Below are 17,896 nucleotides of genomic sequence, written 5' to 3' on the forward strand. Positions count from 1 at the left end.
GAGTGGCATGCAATGATCGACTACAGACCGCTGCTGTTTGCGAATTTTCTCGCGATCATGCTGCTGGTGACGGCCGGTTTTGCCACCATCCAGCGCTCTCCGGAGCTGGTGGGCTCACGCATTCCGGCGGTTTCCCCCTCCTCTTCCGGGGAGACGCAAACCAGCGCGGACGATGAACGCACCCCGGCAGACAGCGCCCAGGCCGGTACCGACAGGATCCCCAGGGTCATCCCGGCCGTTTCCGTACCTGATACCGGGAGCAGCCCCGAAACCACTCCGGATACCGCCAGCGCCCAAACGGCAGCTGACCCCCAGCCCTCCACGACCACAGAGCCGTCGCCGGAACAGAAGCAGCAGCCGACACAGGCACGACTGACACTGCGCTCCAACGTCTACGACGACCAGGTACGGATCAATGGCGAGCCAAGAGGCTCCACCGCCATGGACCTGGAGCTGGAGCCCGGAACCTATACCATCGAAATCAGCAAGCCGAAACACAGTACCTGGCGCGAGCAGGTCCATCTGGATGCTGGCGACTCTCCCACGCTGATGGCGCGCCTTGAGCGCTACACCACTGTCCGTTACCGCGACGGTACCTGGGAACACGGCGTTAAAACCGGCCAAGGCACCTACCGCGACAGCGACGGCCTCACCTATGAGGGCGAATTCCGCAACGGCGAGTTCCACGGTGAGGGGACGGCCCACTTCCCGGACGGGCGCATCTATGAAGGCGAGTGGAAGCAGGGCACCATGCATGGTGAAGGCAGCCTTCAACGCCCCAACGGGGATGTCTATGAGGGCGAGTTCCAGGACGGTGAGTACCATGGCCGCGGCACACTCACCGCCAGCAACGGCGACACCTTCACCGGTAACTGGGAGGACGGCGAGCTCAATGGACACGGCACCCTCACCACCGCCGATGGACTCATGTACGTGGGGGATTTCCGGGACGGCGAGCTGCACGGCGAGGGCCGCCTGACCTATCCCAACGGCGGCTATTACCGTGGTGACTTCGCCAACGACCGTTTCCATGGCGAGGGTGTCCGCACCTTCAGCAGTGGCCGCCAGTACCGTGGCCAGTTTGTCGATGGCCGTTTCCACGGTCAGGGCGAGATCCGTCATCCCAGCGGCGCCAGCATTGAAAGCACGTTCCGGGAAGGCGAACCCTACGGCGAGGTCCGCATGACGACGCCGGAGGGCGAGGTCTTCATCGCCCGCACTTCGGAGCCGGGAGTGTGCTACCGCAAGGGCAGCTACCGGGAAACCCAGTGTCCATCCATGGAGGCGTGGTGACCCATGTCAGCCCATCCGGTAACAACGCAGTACGCAAGAGGAAGCCAGATGACCATCAATACCGCTCTGCTGGTGGACGACTCCAAGGTCGCCCGCTTCGCCCTGAGCAAACTCCTTGAGAGCCGGAACATGGAGGTGAGCATGGCGGGCTCTGCCGAGGAGGCTCTGGATCTGCTGAACAGCGAACAGCCGCCGGACGTCATCTTCATGGACCACCTTATGCCGGGCATGAATGGCGTGGAGGCCACCAAGGCCATCAAGCGCAACCCGGCAACCGCCTCCATCCCGGTGGTCATGTGCACCTCAAAGAAATCGGATGACTTCATCCAGGAAGCGCAGGGCTATGGGGTCTACAACATCCTCACCAAGCCCCCGCAGGCCGACGGGCTCGACAGCATCCTCACGGCACTCACCCAGGACCTGAACCAGGGTACCCTGCCCGAACCACCGGCGCCCGAGGATGTGGCCGAACCACCGGAGGACTCCGAGCCCCTTGAGACCGGGGCCAGAGTACGGCTTGCGGACAGCCCCCAGAGCACGGGCACCGAGGGGGACACCGTTCCCCTGACCACGGAGCTGATCGAACAGATCGCGCGTTCAGCGGTGAAGACCCACATCCACAACCGGCTGCATGAGCTGCTTTCCAGTCTCTTCGACGAACAGCACGACCATGTCCGCCGCCTGATCGAGGACAGTGAGCGCCGCCGGGAAGAGGCGATTGAAAAGCAGACCACGGATTTCCGCGAACTGGTGGAAAACCGACTGGAGGCGCTGAAGAATGAAGTAGCCGCTGAAGTCACCCTTAACCTGGGCAATGAACTCAGCGAACTGCGCCGGGAGATGCGGGAGCAGACCCAACAGGGACTGACGGAAAGCGACCTGAACGCACTCAAGGATCACCTGACAGCGACACAGACGGTGGATACGGAGTTCTGGCAGTCCCTGCAGTCGGAAGCGGTCCAGCAGGCCCATGACATCGCGCGGGACACTTCCGAGGAGGTCGCCCAGCGCACCCTGGATCTCTACCGGCGTGAGCAGAAAACCACGGCAGCACGGATCTACACCATGGCACTGGCCGTCAGCCTGGGCATCTTCAGTCTCGGCATTGCCTGGCTGGGCGGGCTTATCGGCTGAGCGGCTGCCCGCCGCATGGGGTGATCTGCTACCATGCGGCCTTTCACAGCGCAGGCAGCCACCGCATCATGAACCGTCTTTTCGTTGATAACCTGACCGTCATTGACTTTGCCTACCTGGACCGTCACCGCGGCCTGGTCGGCGAAAGCTGGATCGTGGACATTGAACTCGCCGGCGAACTGAACGATGCCGGCATGGTGTTCGACTTCGGCCATGTCAAAAGCACCATCAAGGCGCACATTGACGACCAGGTGGATCACCGGCTGCTGATCCCTGCGGATTACTCCCGACTGCAATGGCTGGACCCGCAGTCCCCCGGCCATTTCCGCTGGCACCTGGAGGACGGCACCTGGATCGAGCACCGATCCCCTGCACAGGCCGTTGCCACCGTCCCCGGAGAAGCCGTTGAACGCCAGGCCATAGCCACCCGGCTGTCAGAAAGCCTTCAGCGGGTCCTCCCGGACAATGTCCACGAGGTACGCATCAATCTGCGCCTGGAGCAGATCGAGGGCGCCTGGTACCACTACGCTCACGGGCTCAAGAAACACGACGGCAACTGCCAGCGCATCGCCCACGGCCACCGTTCCCGCATCCAGATCCTGCGCAACGGTGAGCGTGCCCCGGACCTGGAGCACTACTGGGGCGAGCGCTGGCGTGATATCTACCTGGCAACGGCGGATGACCGGAACGACACCTTCGACGACGCGGGCATCTCCTATCACCGGTTCAGCTACGACTCGGACCAGGGCCATTTTGAAATCGCCCTGCCTGCGGCCCGTACGGAGATCATGGGGCCTGATACCACCGTGGAATGGATTGCCTGCTACCTGTGGGATGAAACGCGGAAACTGGAACCGGAAAGCCGGATTGAGGTACACGCCTTTGAAGGGGTGAACAAGGGGGCTATAGCGGAGGGCTGAGCCGGAATCCGGACATAAAAAAAGCCGGCCAAGTGGCCGGCTTTTCTGTATCTGGCGTCCCGTAGGGGACTCGAACCCCTGTTACTGCCGTGAAAGGGCAGTGTCCTAGGCCTCTAGACGAACGGGACTGAAAAAGTGGTGGAGCCAGGGAGGCTCGAACTCCCGACCTCGGCGCTGCCAGCGCCGCGCTCTCCCAGCTGAGCTATGGCCCCACTGCGTCCAACGGGTGCGTATATTAGTGGCGACCCAGGGGCGCGTCAACCCCTGATTGCCGCCTTTATTCGCCGGTCTCCAGTGCCGCGTATTCCTTCTCGACCTTCTTAGCCTGTTTCTTCGAGAAACCGCCCAGCACATTCAGCGCGTGGCGCAGACGCGCCCGACTCACGTCCGGGCCAAGAAGCCCCATGGAGTCCACCACTGACCAGGAGTTGGGCGTCCCGGCCACAGCCACGAAAATCGGGAACATGAACTCCCCCATCTTGAGTCCCATGGCACCCGCAAGCGCCTTGAGATCGGCAAAGACCGTATCCCGACTCCAGTGACGCTCCGCCTCAAGCCGCCACAGGGCGAACTGGAGAATCCGCCGCACGGTCTCCTCCTCCAGCTTGCGGTGCTGGAAATCCTCAGGGCGCACATCCAGCATCCCGGAGAACATGAACGACGCCATCGGGGCAATGTCCGAAAAGGTCTCAACACGGCTCTTGAGGTGCGGCACCAGCGGCGCCAGCTGGTCACGGCTGAACCACCAGTCCCCCACCCGGTCCATGAAGGCCTCGTCGGTCAGTGTCTCGCGGATCCACAGGCCGTTGAGCCAGCGCAGCTTGGCCTGGTCGAACACGGGCCCGCCCAGTGACACGCGATGGATATCGAATTCCGCCTGCATCTCATCAAGCGTGAACCGCTCCCGCTCGTCCGGCATGGACCAGCCCATGCGCCCCAGGAAGTTCAGCACCGCCTCGGGCATGAAACCGAGCCGCTCGTACAGATCGATGCTGGTGGGGTTCTTGCGCTTGCTGAGCTTGGTGCCGTCCTCATTGCGCAGCAGCGGCATGTGGCACAGCGTCGGCATGTCCCAGCCGAAGTAGTCATACAGCAGCCTGTGCTTGGGCGCGGAGTTGATCCACTCCTCGCCCCGGATCACATGGGTGATGCCCATACGGTGGTCGTCGACGACGTTCGCCAGGTGGTAGGTGGGCATGCCATCGGACTTGAGCAGGATCTGACAGTCGATCTGGGTCCAGTCGATGGTGACCGTGCCCCGCAGCATGTCCTCAATCTCGCACACGCCCTCTTCCGGCACCTTCATCCGGATCACGTAGGGCTCACCGGCGTCCATACGACGCTTAACCTCATCCGCGGACAGCTCCAGGTCCCCCTTGATGCCCGGGTTGAGGCCCTGCTCCCGGCGGGCATCACGGATGGCATCCAGTTCCTCGGGGCTGCGGAAGCAATAGAACGCATGACCGCTCTCGACCAGCTGTTCGGCATAGGCACGATACTCGTCGCGGCGCTCGGACTGACGGTAGGGGCCGTATTCGCCGCCCACATCCGGCCCCTCGTCCCATTCCAGCCCCAGCCAGCGCAGGGAATCCAGGATCGCCTGCTCGGATTCCGGTGTGCTTCTGGCCTGGTCGGTATCCTCAATCCTCAGGATGAACTGCCCGCCGTGCTGGCGTGCAAAGCACTGGTTGAACAGCGCGATATAGGCCGTACCCACATGCGGGTCGCCGGTGGGCGAAGGGGCGATTCGGGTTCTGACGGTCATGTCGGTTCCTGGCTCCTCGAATAGGTCGGCATCGGCTCGATGAAAGCGCGCATTATAACGCCTCCACCGGGCCGGGTCGTCCTTCCGTATCCTCCCCTATGGTCGATCCGGCCATGATTGGATAGAATGGCGCCTCCACCAACATGTTATGTTATAACGATCTATGACAAGACGACGCCTGCTGTGCCTGTTGCTACTCCTTCTGGGCTTCACTTCGTCCCCCGCCTGGGCGGAGCGCCCGCTCATTGTCACCAGCACCCACCCCCTGGCACTGATCGTCAAGGAAGTGGCTGGCGAGCAGGCGGATGTCCGGGCGCTGGTGCCCGCGGATGTCAGCCCCCACCACTACAGCATGCGGCCCTCCGAACGCCGCAGCCTCGCGGAGGCGGACCGCATCTACTGGCTGGGGGCCGGGCTGGAACCCTACCTGCAGGGGACCATGAGTGACAGCACGCTGGCCGGCAAGACCCGGACGCTGGTCGGGGCACCCCAAGAGCCCGCGAAAAATGATGATCATGGGCACCATCACGGCACCGGCGAGGATCCCCATGTCTGGCTGTCTCCTGAGAGGGCCCTTGCCATGGCCCGGCGTGCCCGGGAAACCCTGGGCGCACTGGACGGGGTGGACGACCAGGCCATTGAACGCAATTACCAACATTTTGAGCAGGAGCTTGCTGAGACCACGGAGCGCATCCGCGCACAGCTTGAGCCTCTGCAGGTGATTACCCTGTTCACCTATCACGATGCGTTCCACTATTTCGCGGATCACTTCGGGCTGACCATCGCCGGGACGCTCACCAGCAACCCGGAGCGCAGCCCCAGCGCGCGGCACATCGCTGGCCTCCAGCAGTCCCTTGAAGCGGCACGATTCCCCTGTATCATGATGGAAACCCAACTCGGCGGTGACTGGTGGCGGGGCCTGGATGTGCCCCAGCCCCTCGCCGTCAGCCGCTGGGACCCAATCGGGGGTGACATCCCGATCGCCGTGGGCGGCTATACAGCGTTCCTGGAGTCCCTTGCGGACGCGGTGAGCCGCTGTCGCCCCGAACAACAGTCCGAGGAAAAGTAGACCGGCATGCAGCGCCCCGAACCGGATCGCCGATTCAGCATCGCACCAATGATGGACCACACCACCCGGGACTACCGCTGGTTCGTCCGGGGTCTGACCCATCATGCCCTGCTCTACACCGAAATGGTAACCACTGGTGCCCTCATCCATGGCGACCGGGCACGCTTCCTGGACTATGACGTGGAGGAGCATCCCGTTGCGCTGCAGCTGGGGGGCGCGGACCCTGCGGAACTCGCCCAGTGCGCGGCCATGGCCGAGGCCTGGGGCTATGATGAGGTCAACCTGAACGTGGGGTGCCCCAGCGACCGGGTCCAGAACAACCGTATCGGCGCCTGCCTGATGGCAGAGCCGGACACTGTTGCCCATGCGGTGGCCGCCATGAAGGCCAGCACGGCCCTGCCCGTCACCGTCAAACATCGCATCGGCATCGACGGCCACGAGCAGTGGGAGGACCTGGTCCACTTCATCGAGCGGGTCGCGGAGGCCGGATGCCGCACCTTCATCGTACATGCGCGCATCGCCATCCTTCAGGGGCTCAGCCCCAAGGAGAACCGGGAGGTGCCGCCACTGAAGTACGACTGGGTCCATGCCCTGCGGGAACGGTTCCCCCAGCTGGAAATCATCATCAATGGCGGTTTCTGGCAGATGGACGCCATCCGCGAGCAGCTCAGGCACGTGGACGGCGTCATGATCGGGCGCGCCGCCTACCAGCAGCCCTGGCTGCTGAGCCGCGTGGACCCGGAGATCCACGGCACGCCAGAGCCCAGCATCACGCGCACAGAGGCCATCGAGCGGTTCATCCCCTATCTGGAACGGCGTCTGGCCGAGGGCGTCCCCCTGCAGGCGATGACCCGCCACATCATGAACCTCTTCCACGGCTGTGCGGGCGGCCGCCAGTTCCGCCGCCATCTCAGCGAGAACGCCCATCGCGCCGGGGCCGGCACCGGGGTTGTCCGGGAGGCGCTGGCGCTGGTCCAGGAAAAGGCCGATGCCGCCTGACAGGCGGATTCCGCGCTTGTGACACCGGCGACAGCGCGCTATCGTGACTCGGGTTACCCTTCAGGGTTCCAGACACCCGGATGCACAATGGACGCAACCAGCCGATGACTTCCAAACTTGATCAGCTCCGCCAAATGACCACCGTGGTCGCCGACACCGGTGACCTGGACGCCATCCGCCAATGGCAGCCGAGGGATGCCACAACCAACCCGTCGCTGCTGCTCAAGGCCGTGTCCTCCGACGCCTATCGAAGCCTGGTGGAACAGGCACTGGCCTGGGCCCGGGAACAGGACCGGAGCGCTTCTCCGGACCCGGTTCTGGCCGGGGACTGCCTGGCCGTACTGGCGGGAGAACAGATCCTGGAGAGCGTGCCGGGCATGGTCTCCACGGAGGTCGATGCGCGCCTGTCGTTCGACCGTGATGCCACCATTGCCCGTGCCCGCGAGCTTACGCAGCTCTACCGCCAGCGGGGCGTGGACACCGACAGGGTCATGATCAAGATCGCCGCCACCTGGGAAGGCATCCAGGCAGCCCGGGTTCTGGAACGCGAAGGCATTGCGTGCAACCTGACACTGCTGTTCTCATTCACCCAGGCAATGGCCTGCGCCGATGCCGGCGCCACGCTGATTTCGCCCTTTGTAGGGCGCATCCTGGACTGGCATCTGGCGCAGGCGGGCCTGGATGCCATTGAGCCGGGCGAGGATCCCGGTGTGCGCTCGGTACAGCGCATCTACGACTATTACAAGGCGCACAACTACCGCACCATCGTCATGGGGGCGAGTTTCCGCAACCAGGGCGAGATCGAGCACCTGGCCGGCTGCGACCGGCTGACAATCAGCCCGCAGCTGCTGGAATCGCTGTCACAGGATACCGGCACCCTGGAACGTCGCCTGGATCCCGGAAACGCCAGCCAAACGGAAACATATCCCCCGCTGGATGAGCGCGGCTTCCGCTGGCACCTCAATGAGGATGCCATGGCCACCGATAAGCTTGCTGATGGCATCCGGCGCTTTGCCGCCGACCAGCGTCAGCTGGAGAAGAATCTGGGAGACTGGATCCAGGCCGCCTGAACGCCATACAGAGACCCGGAGGGCCCATGCTACTGATACTTCACCCGGATACGGCTCGCGACAGCGAAGCGTACCGCGAGACCATGAACTTCCTCGATCAGCTCAGCAATGTCGAGGTCCGTGTCCATGACGTGCTCGGAAGCCAGCAGACACTGACCGAGGTCTACCTGATCGGCGACACCAAGGCCCTCGACGCCGGGGAGATTGAAGCGCTGCCCGCCGTTGAGCGGGTCATCCGCATTTCCGACGATTTCCGGGTTCTGGGCAGGCACAGTGACGCCGAACGCCAGACCGGCTTCGACTACAACGGCATCCACTTTGACCAGGACAACCTCAATGTCTTTGCCGGCCTGTGCGCGGTGGACAATCCCACTCACGTGGAGGAGATGCTCCGGGCGCTGAAGGACAATGGCCAGCAGTGCACCCGCATGGGCGCCTACAAGCCCCGCACCAACCCCTATTCCTTCCAGGGCCATGGCGCCGACTGCCTGCCCTGGGTGTTCGAACTTGCGGGCCGGTACGACATCCGGGTAGTCGCCATGGAGGTGACCCATGAGAACCACGTGCAGGAGATCGAACAGGCCCTTGAGCAGACCGGGCACCCGACCGGCGTGATGCTCCAGGTCGGGACCCGCAATACCCAGAACTTCGAGCTGCTCAAGGCCCTGGGCCGCCAGAGCACCTTTCCGGTGCTGCTCAAGCGCGGATTCGGCATCACCCTGAACGAATCCCTCAACGCGGCTGAATACCTGGCCACCGAGGGCAACACCAATGTGATCTTCTGCCTTCGGGGCATGAAAACCGAGGCCGGCAACCCACACCGTAACCTCGTTGATTTCGCCCACATTCCGGTGGTCAAGCGCCTGACCCGCATGCCGGTGTGCATTGATCCTTCCCACTCCGTGGGTGTCCGCGACCGGGCACCGGATGGAATGTCCGATATCGTCCACGCCACTGCCCAGGGGGTGATCGCCGGGGCCAACATGATCCTGGCGGACTTCCATCCGAACCCGGAAAAAGCCCTGGTGGACGGCCCCCAGGCAATGCTGCCCCGGGATCTGCCCCGGTTCCTTAAAGACGTTGAACTCTGCCACGAGACGTACCGCAAACGGCGCGCTCTCTACACCGATAACGGATGAAGGAGGCATCCGCGTCCATGCTGATCTACGGCCATCGCGGCGCCAAAGGCGAAGCACCCGAGAACACCCTTGCCGGCTTCATGCACGCCTACCGCCATGGCATCCGCCGCTTTGAGATGGACATTATCCTTTCCCAGGACGGCGTCCCCGTGGTCATTCACGACCGCTCCCTGCTGCGCACCACGGGCAGTGACCGGGCTGTCAGCTCGGTGTCCGCCTTGGAGATGAGCACCCTGGACGCCCGCCAGAACACCGCGAACTGGCACCATGCCACCGGCATTCCCAGCCTTGATGATGTGGTATGGGCCTGCCCCGACTACCAGCATCTTCAGCTGGAGGTGAAGTCCGACGAGCGCGGCCGGCTCAACCGGCTCTGCAACCGTCTGGTCGAGTGGATCCAGCGGGAAAACCTCTACGATCGGATCACCCTGACCTCAAGCAATACCGGTTTCCTGCGCTCGGCCAGGAGGCTGGATCGCCGGGTGAGCCTGGGCTATGTGGCGGAACGCCGCTTCCCCTCCCCGGTCAGACAGGCCAGGAGTCTTGACTGCCAGTACCTGTGCTGCAATCACCGGATCTGCAGCTCGGGCCTGGTCAGCGACGCCCGCAACAAAGGCATGAGCGTGTCCACATGGACAGTCAACCGGATCCACGACATGCTGATGCTGGAGAAAATGGGCGTGGCGTCCGTGATTACGGACTACCCAACCAGCGCCCTGATCTACTTCGAGAACCGGCGTCGGCTGGGGCATCAGGTGGAGAGCCTGCGCGGCCCGGAGACCGACACAGACCCGGATCCGTCTCTCAGAAAATCCGGTTGAGACCGTTGAGGGCCGCCACCCGATAGGCTTCCGCCATGGTGGGGTAGTTGAAGGTGGTGTTGATGAAGTAATCGAGCGTATTCGCCTCACCGGGCTGGTTCATGATCGCCTGCCCGATGTGGACGATCTCCGCCGCCTGGTCCCCGAAGCAGTGGATGCCCAGAAGCTCTTTGGTCTCCCTGTGGAACAGCAGCTTGAGCATGCCCACCGGGTCCCCTGAAATCTGCGCCCGGGCCAGGTCCTTGAAGAAGGCCTGCCCCACTTCATAGGGCACCTTGGCTTCCGTGAGTTCGCGCTCTGTCTTACCCACGGAGCTGATTTCCGGAATGGTGTAGATACCAGTGGGTACGTCATCCACATAACGGAAATACCGGTCCGCCATGATGTCCGAGGAGGCCGAGCGGCCCTGGTCGTAGGCGGCACTGGCAAGGCCAGGCCAGCCGATCACATCGCCTACCGCATAGATGTTCGGGACCTGGGTCCGATAGTGATCATCCACGGCAAGCTGGCCACGGTAGTTGGTCTCCAGGCCCACGTTCTCAAGGCCCAGGGAGCCGGTGTTGCCGCTTCGGCCATTGCACCAGAGGAAGGCATCGGAGCGCACTTTCTTGCCGGATTCAAGGTTCAGCACCACCCCGTGGTCATCCCCCTCCACCGACTCGTATTTCTCGTTGTGACGGACCAGTACGCCGTTGTTCCGCAGGTGGTAGCTGAGGGCGTCGGAGATCTCATCATCCAGGAATGACAGGAGGCGGCTGCCAGGGTTGATCAGATCCACCTTCACGCCCAGACCGCAGAAGATGGAGGCGTATTCGCAACCGATCACGCCCGCACCATAGATGGTGATGGTGCGCGGCGTATGGGAAAGCGTCAGGATCGAGTCGCTGTTGTAGATCCGGTCGTGGGAGAAATCCACATCCGGCGGGAGGTACGGCGAGGACCCCGTGGCGATCACGAAGCTGTCCGCCGTAATCCGCTGACCACCGGTCTCCTCGTCGTGCAGCTCCAGCTGGTTCTGGTCCAGGAAGCGCGCGCGACTGTGGAAGCGCTGTACCCGGTTGCGTGCGTAGAAACCGGTTCGCAGTTTCACCTGCTTGTTGCGCACGCGTTCGGCGTTCTGCAGCACCCGGGGAAAGGAGAACCAGCGTGGCTCGCCGATATCACGGAACATCGGATTGGTGTTGAAGTTGATGATCTGCTTGACCGAGTAACGCAGCGCCTTGGAGGGGATGGTTGCCCAGTGGGTGCAGTTGCCGCCAACCGTCTGCTTGTCATCCACAATGGCAACCCGCCGACCGTGCTTTGCCGCGTTCATGGCGGCCCCTTCGCCTGCAGGCCCGGCACCAATTACCACAACATCAAAATGCTGATCCGACATCCGCTCACTCACTCCTCTATTTACCTGAATTCCGTAACCGGTGCTACTCAGGCCCGCCGGTCGCTGTCTGCATTGTAGGTCAGGTTATCCGCTTCTCCAGCGTCCGGCGCCTCGTCATCGTCGGAACAGCTTCCCGAGGACCGCCCGCAGACGGAGCAGCCGCTACCGCCGCCCACCTGGTTGCCAACGCCCCCACAGGAGCCGCTGATCGGCTTGCGGCCAAAGATAACACCAATCGACATGCCGGCGATCAGCACCATCACAAGGACCACTGCCAGAACAAATGTCTCAAACATCATTACCTCCATTAACGGACCCACCTGCTGCCATGGTGACGCCCGGGCGCCAGTGGATTCAACCAAAAACACCCGACCTTGGCCGGGTGTTCTCGGGATCAGCCCCCGAAATCATCCAGGGCTATGTTCTCATCCTCGACGCCCAGATCCTTGAGCATCTTGATGGTCACCGCATTCATGATGGGTGGCCCGCACATGTAGTACTCAATGTCCTCAGGCGCCTCATGGTGCTTCAGATAGTTCTCATAGAGGACATTATGGATGAACCCGACGTCGCCTTCCCATTCATCCTCGGGCAGCGGGTCGGACAGCGCTACATGCCAGTTGAAGTTGTCATAGTCCTCCTGGAGCTGGTTGAAGTCCTCCACATAGAACATCTCACGCCTGCTGCGCGCGCCATACCAGAAGGTGATCTTCCTGTTGGTGTTGATACGCTTGAGCTGGTCGAAGATATGCGCGCGCATCGGCGCCATACCCGCACCACCGCCGATGAAGCACATCTCGGCATTGGTATCCTTGGCAAAGAACTCGCCGAAGGGACCCATTACCGTCATCTTATCGCCCGGTTTCAGGGAGAAGACGTAGGAGGACATCTGCCCCGGCGGATGGTCGGTCCCGGGCGGCGGCGTTGCGATCCGGATATTGAAGCGCAGCTCGCCCTTCTCTTCCGGGTAGTTGGCCATGGAGTAGGCCCGCACGATGTCTTCCTTCACCACTGACTTGATGTCCCAGAGACCGTGCTTGTCCCAGTCCTCGTGGTACTCCTCCTCCACATCGAAGTCCTTGAAGTGCACCTCGTGCGGCGGCGCCTCGAACTGCACATAGCCGCCGGCACGGAAGTCCACGTCCTCGCCTTCCGGAAGGTTGAGGATGGTTTCCTTGATGAAGGTCGCCACGTTGTGGTTTGACTGGACCGTGCACTCCCACTTGCGCACGCCGAAGAACTCCTCCGGAACCTCCACCTTCATGTCCTGCTTGACGGGCACCTGGCAGGAGAGACGCCAGCCTTCACGCTGCTCCCGCGGCGTGAAATGGTTCTTCTCGGTCGGCAGCACCGCACCGCCGCCCTCGTGAACCTTGCACACGCACTGGCCACAGCTGCCGCCGCCGCCACAGGCGGAGGACAGGAAGATGCCCTGTTCGGCGAGCTTGCCCAGGAGCTTGCCGCCGCCCTGTGTCGTGAAACTGTGTTCCGGGTCGCCGTTGACCTCGATCTCAATGTCACCGGAACTGACCAGTCGCGCCCGCGCACCAAGGATGATCGCGACCAGCGACAGGACGATCACGGTGAACATCACCACGCCCAGTATGATTTCTGTAACCATGACTCCGCCTTCTGCCTTGAATCCGAATACGCCGTCTTACAGCGATATGCCCGAGAAGGACATGAAACCGAGCGACATCAGCCCCACGGTGATGAATGTGATACCGAGCCCACGCAGTCCCGGCGGAACATCGCTGTACTTGAGCTTCTCGCGGATGCCCGCAAGGGCCACGATGGCCAGTGCCCAGCCAACGCCGGCACCGAACCCATAGGCCACGCTCTCACCGAACGCATAGTCGCGCTCGACCATGAACAGCGACGCACCCAGGATGGCACAGTTCACCGTGATCAGGGGCAGGAAGACCCCCAGCGCGCTGTACAGCGCCGGTACATAGCGGTCCAGGAACATCTCCAGGATCTGTACCAGAGCCGCGATCACACCGATGTAGGTCAGAAGCCCGAGAAAGCTCAGGTTCATGTTGGGCAGCCCCGCCCAGGACAGGGCGCCGTCACGCAGGACATAGTTGTAGATGAGGTTGTTCACCGGAACCGAGATGGTAAGCACCACGACCACGGCGATCCCCAGCCCCAGCGCGGCTTCCACCTTCTTGGAGATGGCCAGAAACGTACACATCCCCAGGAAGAAGGCCAGCGCCAGGTTCTCGACGAAGATGGCCTGCAGGATGAGGCTGATATAGTGTTCCATCAGAATGCCTCCCGTACTTTATGGGGCTGCATCTCGAACTCCTCTTCCTCGATCTGGTCCGGATCCCAGATCCGCACGGCCCAGATGAAGAAGCCGATCAGGAAGAAAGCACTCGGCGGCAGCAGCATCAGGCCATTCGGCACGTAGAAGCCCCCCTCGCTGGCCAGCGGGAGCACGGTATATCCCATCCAGGTTCCGGCGCCCAGCACTTCGCGGAAGGTGGCCACCACAATCAGGATCAGGCTGTAGCCCAGGCCGTTACCCAGACCGTCCACAAAGCTCAGCCAGGGCCCGTTCTGCATCGCGAACCCTTCGGCCCGGCCGAGGATGATGCAGTTGGTGATGATCAGGCCCACGAACACCGAGAGCTGCTTGCTGATCTCGTAGGCGAACGCCTTGAGGAACTGGTCCACGACAATGACCAGGGAGGCGATGATGGTCATCTGGACAATGATCCGGATACTGCTCGGGATCTGCTTGCGGATCAGCGATACCGCAAAGTTCGAGGCACAGGTCACCGCGATCACGGAGGCGCACATTACCAGACTCACCGTGACGCTGGACGTAACGGCCAGGGCCGAACAGATGCCCAGAATCTGAAGTGCGATCGGGTTGTTGTGCAGTATGGGTCCAAACAGGACGTCTTTGGTTTTCAGTTCCGCCATGGATCAGATCTCCCCGTTGCGCACCCTGGCGAGGAAGGGCCCGTAGCCCCGCTCGCCAAGCCAGAAATTGATCGTACTTTCAACACCCCGGGAGGTCAGCGTCGCTCCGGAAAGCGCATCAACCTTGTGCTCGCGACCCTCGGTGTTCTCGCCCACACCGCCCTTGATCAGGCGGAAGTTGGGGTTCTGCCAGTTGCCCGGCTCGTAGATTTTCTTGCCCTTCCACTTGGCAACCCAGTCAGGGCTCTGGATCTTTGCGCCCAGGCCCGGGGTCTCGCCATGTTCGTAGAAACGCAGGCCGGCAACGGTGTTCGCATCCCCTTCAAGGGCAAGGAACCCGTACATTGTTGACCAGAGGCCATACCCGTGAATCGGTAGAACAACCCGCTCAACCGACCCATTCTCCTTCAGCACGAAGGCCTTGCGGTAGGTTGCCTGCCGGTTGATGCCGGCCGGATCGTCCTGAAGCCCCCGGGAGATATCCGGATCACGGGAAGCCCGGCGCTGGTCATAGGATTCCGCGGATTTCGCCTTGGCTGTTTCGGGCGTAACCGTCTCCCCTGTTCCCATTTCCACCAGCAGCACCTCAAAACGGTCAAAGGTTTCCGCAACCTTATCATTGGATGCGTCCGCCTCAATGATCCCGGCTGCGGCGAGCATGTTGGAACGGGTACTCAGCGCCTCGTTACGCTCCTGCGCCGGTCGCAGCGTGACCGCCGCGCCGGAGACAATCACGGAGAAGACGATGCTGAGCGTGACGGCGACGATCAGGATCTTGCTGACGGTATCGTTAGACTGCGACACGGGCCTGCCTCCGCTTGATGTTCGCCTGAATGACGAGGTGGTCGATGAAGGGCGCGAACAGATTCGCGAACAGGATAGCGAGCATCACACCCTCCGGGAATGCGGGATTCACTACCCGGATCAGTACCGTCATCACACCGATGAAGATGCCGAACACCCAGCGCCCGGTGTTGGTCATGGACGCGGACACCGGGTCGGTCGCCATGAACATCATGGCAAACGCGAAACCGCCAATCACAAAGTGCCAGTGAGGCGGCACCTCGAACATCGGATTACTGTCGGACCCAACGGCATTGAACAGCAACGCCGTACCGATCAGACCAATCAGCGTACCAAATACGATGCGATAACTGGCGATCTTCATCAACAGCAGCACGGCCCCACCGATCAGGATCATCAGCGTCGACGTCTCACCGACGGACCCCTGCATGAACCCGAAGAAGGCATCAAACCAGGTCAGATGGTTACTCAGCCCCTCCATGCCACTGGAAGCTGCAACACTCAGTGCGGTCGCACCGCTGAAGCCATCCACGGCCGTCCAGACCTCATTGCCCGAGATTTGGGCTGGATACGCGAAGTACAGGAAGGCCCGCCCGGTCAGTGCCGGGTTCAGGAAGTTCTTTCCGGTCCCCCCGAAGATCTCCTTGGCGACAACCACACCGAAGGTGATGCCCAGCGCCACCTGCCACAGGGGAATGGTGGGCGGCAGGATAAGCGCGAACAGAATGGAGGTGACGAAGAAGCCTTCATTGACCTCATGCTTGCGCACGGTCGCGAAGAGAACTTCCCAGAAACCGCCAACCACGAAGGTCACGAAGTAGATGGGAACGAAATAGGCAGCACCGAAGATGATGTTGTCCCAGATGCTGCCGGGGTCATTGCCTGCGAGCGCGGAGATGAAGGCGGCACGCAGCCCCTCGTCCGCCATGGCCATGCCCTGCTCGGCCAGGTAGGTGTTGGCCTGGTACCCCGCGTTCCACATACCGAAGAACATGGCCGGGAAGACACAGAACCATACGGTGATCATGATCCGCTTGAGATCAATACCATCACGCACATGGGCGTTGGTTCGTGTCACCGATGGCGGCGTATAGAAAATGGTGTCCACCGCTTCGTACAGGGGATACCAGCGCTCAAAGCGCCCCCCCTTCTCGAAGTGCGGCTCAATCCGGTCGAATATCTGTCTCAGCCCCATGAATCAGCCCTCGATCTCAATGCGCGTCAGGTTCTGTCGGAGAATCGGCCCGAACTCATACTTGCCGGGACACACGAAGGTGCACAGCGCAAGGTCTTCCTCGTCGAGTTCCAGTGCCCCGAGTTGCTGGGCCTGTTCGGTGTCCTGAACGATCAGCGAACGCAGCAGCTGGGTGGGCAGAATGTCGAGGGGCATCACCTCCTCGTAGACTCCGATCGGAACCATGGCCCGCTCTGAGCCATTGGTGGTGGTTGTGAAGTTGAACCGCTTGCCCGGCATCAGCTTGGAAAGGTAGATGTTGAGGCGGGAGAACCGGTTGGACCCAGGCGAGAGCCATCCCATGAAGTGCCGGCGATAGCCTTCCTCGAGGGCGGTGACCTGGGTGGCCGTGCGTGCCAGGTAGCTGACGGGCCCGCGCGCGGCACGCCCGCCCAGCACCGAGCCGTTCACCAGCCGGATATCCATGTCGCCCTGCTCCAGCTCTCCTTCGAGCAGCTCCTCGAGGCTGGCACCGATACGGGTGCGGAGCAGACGCGGCCTGGCGGCACAGGGGCCGGTGATGGCCACGATCTGTTCCGTGGGCAGCATGCCGGTGGTGAAAAGGCGGCCGATGTCCATCACATTCTGGTAGCCCACCGTCCAGACCACTTTCTCACCGCCCACGGGGTCAATGAAGTGGATATGGGTGCCGACGTTGCCGGCGGGATGGGGACCATCAAACGTATGCTGCTGGAACTGGTCGCCGGAGGGCATCGGTATCCGGGCATCCGGGCCGCTTCCCAGGTGGACGGCGCCACTGGTCAACCGTGAGAGTACGCGCAGACCGTTCTCGAATGCCTCGGGATCCTCATTGATGATGGTCTGAGGATCCGGCGCCAGCGGATGGGTATCCATCGCGGAGACGAAAATCGCGTGAGGCTCCGGTGCGTCAATCGCCGGCACCTTGCTGTAGGGACGGGTTCTGATCACCGTCCACATGCCGGAATTGACAAGGCTGTCCACCACGTCCTGACGGGCAAGCCCATCAATCTCGGAAGCGCTGTAACGGTTGAAGGTTTCCGCCTCCTCGTTCTCATCCACTTCGATGACGAGGGACTGGAAAACGCGCCGTTCGCCGCGGTTGATTTCCCGGACGGTGCCGCCGGCCGGAGCGGTGTAGACAACGCCTTCGTTCTTCTTGTCCGTGAAAAGGAGCTGCCCCCGCTTGACCTGGTCGCCCTCCCGAACCTTCAGAGTCGGCTTCATGCCGATGTAGTCAAAACCGGTCAGGGCCACATGCCGTACCGGCCGTCCCTGCTCGATGGTCGGTTCGGGCGCGCCAGTTATCGGAAGATCGAGGCCTTTCTTGATCTTGATCATTCGCTTTGCCCAATCAGAA

17 protein-coding genes and 2 tRNA genes are annotated in these 17,896 nt (G+C 62.2%); 8 read left to right on the plus strand and 11 right to left on the minus strand.

Annotated elements, in window-relative coordinates; translation table 11 throughout:
• Positions 1–12 precede the first annotated feature (12 nt).
• The 3 genes from CK501_RS07175 (at position 13) to CK501_RS07185 (ending at position 3,347) form a co-directional block, all read left to right on the plus strand.
• Positions 13–1,293: a PEGA domain-containing protein gene (locus CK501_RS07175; RefSeq protein WP_095617043.1), complete on the plus strand. Its 1,281-nt coding sequence runs from the start codon at positions 13–15 to the stop codon at positions 1,291–1,293.
• A 48-nt stretch (positions 1,294–1,341) separates the two neighbouring features.
• Complete coding sequence (locus CK501_RS07180; RefSeq protein WP_095617044.1) at positions 1,342–2,427, plus strand: response regulator; 1,086 nt, start codon at positions 1,342–1,344, stop codon at positions 2,425–2,427.
• A 68-nt stretch (positions 2,428–2,495) separates the two neighbouring features.
• Positions 2,496–3,347 (plus strand): 6-carboxytetrahydropterin synthase, encoded by an 852-nt coding sequence (locus tag CK501_RS07185; protein ID WP_095617173.1) that lies wholly within the window; start codon positions 2,496–2,498, stop codon positions 3,345–3,347.
• A 52-nt stretch (positions 3,348–3,399) separates the two neighbouring features.
• Here the strand turns inward: CK501_RS07185 and CK501_RS07190 are convergent.
• The 3 genes from CK501_RS07190 to gltX all read right to left on the minus strand — a co-directional run bounded on the left by CK501_RS07190 (position 3,400) and on the right by gltX (position 5,112).
• Positions 3,400–3,475: transfer RNA gene (locus CK501_RS07190), tRNA-Glu, on the minus strand.
• Positions 3,476–3,483: 8 nt separating this feature from the next.
• Positions 3,484–3,559 (minus strand) — tRNA-Ala (locus CK501_RS07195).
• 65 nt (positions 3,560–3,624) lie between these two features.
• The gene (gltX, locus tag CK501_RS07200; RefSeq protein WP_095617045.1) at positions 3,625–5,112 is read right to left on the minus strand and encodes a glutamate--tRNA ligase; all 1,488 of its coding nucleotides are present in this window, start codon (positions 5,110–5,112) and stop codon (positions 3,625–3,627) included.
• Between the two features lie 163 nt (positions 5,113–5,275).
• On the opposite strand from gltX, the gene CK501_RS07205 reads away from it, so the two are divergent.
• The 5 genes from CK501_RS07205 to CK501_RS07225 all read left to right on the plus strand — a co-directional run bounded on the left by CK501_RS07205 (position 5,276) and on the right by CK501_RS07225 (position 10,210).
• Positions 5,276–6,181 (plus strand): metal ABC transporter substrate-binding protein, encoded by a 906-nt coding sequence (locus CK501_RS07205; protein WP_095617046.1) that lies wholly within the window; start codon positions 5,276–5,278, stop codon positions 6,179–6,181.
• 6 nt (positions 6,182–6,187) lie between these two features.
• The gene (gene dusA / locus CK501_RS07210; protein WP_095617047.1) at positions 6,188–7,180 is read left to right on the plus strand and encodes a tRNA dihydrouridine(20/20a) synthase DusA; all 993 of its coding nucleotides are present in this window, start codon (positions 6,188–6,190) and stop codon (positions 7,178–7,180) included.
• A 104-nt stretch (positions 7,181–7,284) separates the two neighbouring features.
• Complete coding sequence (tal, locus tag CK501_RS07215) at positions 7,285–8,250, plus strand: transaldolase (RefSeq protein WP_095617174.1); 966 nt, start codon at positions 7,285–7,287, stop codon at positions 8,248–8,250.
• A 26-nt stretch (positions 8,251–8,276) separates the two neighbouring features.
• Positions 8,277–9,389: a 3-deoxy-7-phosphoheptulonate synthase gene (locus CK501_RS07220; protein WP_095617048.1), complete on the plus strand. Its 1,113-nt coding sequence runs from the start codon at positions 8,277–8,279 to the stop codon at positions 9,387–9,389.
• A gap of 17 nt (positions 9,390–9,406) precedes the next feature.
• Positions 9,407–10,210 carry a glycerophosphodiester phosphodiesterase gene (locus CK501_RS07225; RefSeq protein ID WP_095617049.1) on the plus strand — a complete coding sequence of 268 codons (804 nt, stop codon included), beginning with the start codon at positions 9,407–9,409 and terminating at the stop codon, positions 10,208–10,210.
• Here CK501_RS07225 and sthA read toward each other — a convergent pair.
• From sthA to CK501_RS07265, 8 genes are all read right to left on the minus strand, one after another.
• Complete coding sequence (gene sthA, locus CK501_RS07230) at positions 10,194–11,588, minus strand: Si-specific NAD(P)(+) transhydrogenase (RefSeq protein WP_095617050.1); 1,395 nt, start codon at positions 11,586–11,588, stop codon at positions 10,194–10,196. The two genes, CK501_RS07225 and sthA, sit on opposite strands and share 17 nt — an antisense overlap.
• A gap of 47 nt (positions 11,589–11,635) precedes the next feature.
• Positions 11,636–11,884 carry a (Na+)-NQR maturation NqrM gene (nqrM, locus tag CK501_RS07235; RefSeq protein ID WP_095617051.1) on the minus strand — a complete coding sequence of 83 codons (249 nt, stop codon included), beginning with the start codon at positions 11,882–11,884 and terminating at the stop codon, positions 11,636–11,638.
• 98 nt (positions 11,885–11,982) lie between these two features.
• Positions 11,983–13,209, minus strand: coding sequence for an NADH:ubiquinone reductase (Na(+)-transporting) subunit F (nqrF, locus tag CK501_RS07240; RefSeq protein ID WP_095617052.1), 1,227 nt, complete (start codon positions 13,207–13,209; stop codon positions 11,983–11,985).
• 36 nt (positions 13,210–13,245) lie between these two features.
• Positions 13,246–13,854, minus strand: a complete 609-nt coding sequence (gene nqrE, locus CK501_RS07245) for an NADH:ubiquinone reductase (Na(+)-transporting) subunit E (RefSeq protein ID WP_095617053.1) — start codon at positions 13,852–13,854, stop codon at positions 13,246–13,248.
• Positions 13,854–14,519, minus strand: coding sequence for an NADH:ubiquinone reductase (Na(+)-transporting) subunit D (locus CK501_RS07250; RefSeq protein ID WP_095617054.1), 666 nt, complete (start codon positions 14,517–14,519; stop codon positions 13,854–13,856). Before CK501_RS07250 ends, nqrE begins: the two co-directional genes overlap by 1 nt.
• 3 nt (positions 14,520–14,522) lie before the next feature.
• The gene (locus CK501_RS07255) at positions 14,523–15,323 is read right to left on the minus strand and encodes a Na(+)-translocating NADH-quinone reductase subunit C (protein ID WP_095617055.1); all 801 of its coding nucleotides are present in this window, start codon (positions 15,321–15,323) and stop codon (positions 14,523–14,525) included.
• Positions 15,310–16,518, minus strand: a complete 1,209-nt coding sequence (locus tag CK501_RS07260; protein ID WP_095617056.1) for an NADH:ubiquinone reductase (Na(+)-transporting) subunit B — start codon at positions 16,516–16,518, stop codon at positions 15,310–15,312. Before CK501_RS07260 ends, CK501_RS07255 begins: the two co-directional genes overlap by 14 nt.
• A gap of 3 nt (positions 16,519–16,521) precedes the next feature.
• Positions 16,522–17,877 carry a Na(+)-translocating NADH-quinone reductase subunit A gene (locus tag CK501_RS07265; protein ID WP_095617057.1) on the minus strand — a complete coding sequence of 452 codons (1,356 nt, stop codon included), beginning with the start codon at positions 17,875–17,877 and terminating at the stop codon, positions 16,522–16,524.
• Positions 17,878–17,896 lie beyond the last annotated feature (19 nt).

The organism is Halovibrio salipaludis, from assembly GCF_002286965.1.
GTDB classification, from domain to species: domain Bacteria; phylum Pseudomonadota; class Gammaproteobacteria; order Pseudomonadales; family Oleiphilaceae; genus Halospina; species Halospina salipaludis.

Bases quoted from the DNA above. Each gene is read 5' to 3' on its own strand.
- CK501_RS07265 (WP_095617057.1), bottom strand. From the start codon at position 17,877: ATGATCAAGATCAAGAAAGGCCTCGATCTTCCGATAACTGGCGCGCCC.
- sthA (WP_095617050.1), bottom strand. From the start codon at position 11,588: ATGTCGGATCAGCATTTTGATGTTGTGGTAATTGGTGCCGGGCCTGCA.
- CK501_RS07185 (WP_095617173.1), top strand. From the start codon at position 2,496: ATGAACCGTCTTTTCGTTGATAACCTGACCGTCATTGACTTTGCCTAC.
- nqrF (WP_095617052.1), bottom strand. From the start codon at position 13,209: ATGGTTACAGAAATCATACTGGGCGTGGTGATGTTCACCGTGATCGTC.
- CK501_RS07175 (WP_095617043.1), top strand. From the start codon at position 13: ATGATCGACTACAGACCGCTGCTGTTTGCGAATTTTCTCGCGATCATG.
- CK501_RS07225 (WP_095617049.1), top strand. From the start codon at position 9,407: ATGCTGATCTACGGCCATCGCGGCGCCAAAGGCGAAGCACCCGAGAAC.
- gltX (WP_095617045.1), bottom strand. From the start codon at position 5,112: ATGACCGTCAGAACCCGAATCGCCCCTTCGCCCACCGGCGACCCGCAT.
- CK501_RS07220 (WP_095617048.1), top strand. From the start codon at position 8,277: ATGCTACTGATACTTCACCCGGATACGGCTCGCGACAGCGAAGCGTAC.
- CK501_RS07260 (WP_095617056.1), bottom strand. From the start codon at position 16,518: ATGGGGCTGAGACAGATATTCGACCGGATTGAGCCGCACTTCGAGAAG.
- CK501_RS07205 (WP_095617046.1), top strand. From the start codon at position 5,276: ATGACAAGACGACGCCTGCTGTGCCTGTTGCTACTCCTTCTGGGCTTC.
- CK501_RS07180 (WP_095617044.1), top strand. From the start codon at position 1,342: ATGACCATCAATACCGCTCTGCTGGTGGACGACTCCAAGGTCGCCCGC.
- nqrM (WP_095617051.1), bottom strand. From the start codon at position 11,884: ATGTTTGAGACATTTGTTCTGGCAGTGGTCCTTGTGATGGTGCTGATC.
- nqrE (WP_095617053.1), bottom strand. From the start codon at position 13,854: ATGGAACACTATATCAGCCTCATCCTGCAGGCCATCTTCGTCGAGAAC.
- tal (WP_095617174.1), top strand. From the start codon at position 7,285: ATGACTTCCAAACTTGATCAGCTCCGCCAAATGACCACCGTGGTCGCC.
- CK501_RS07250 (WP_095617054.1), bottom strand. From the start codon at position 14,519: ATGGCGGAACTGAAAACCAAAGACGTCCTGTTTGGACCCATACTGCAC.
- dusA (WP_095617047.1), top strand. From the start codon at position 6,188: ATGCAGCGCCCCGAACCGGATCGCCGATTCAGCATCGCACCAATGATG.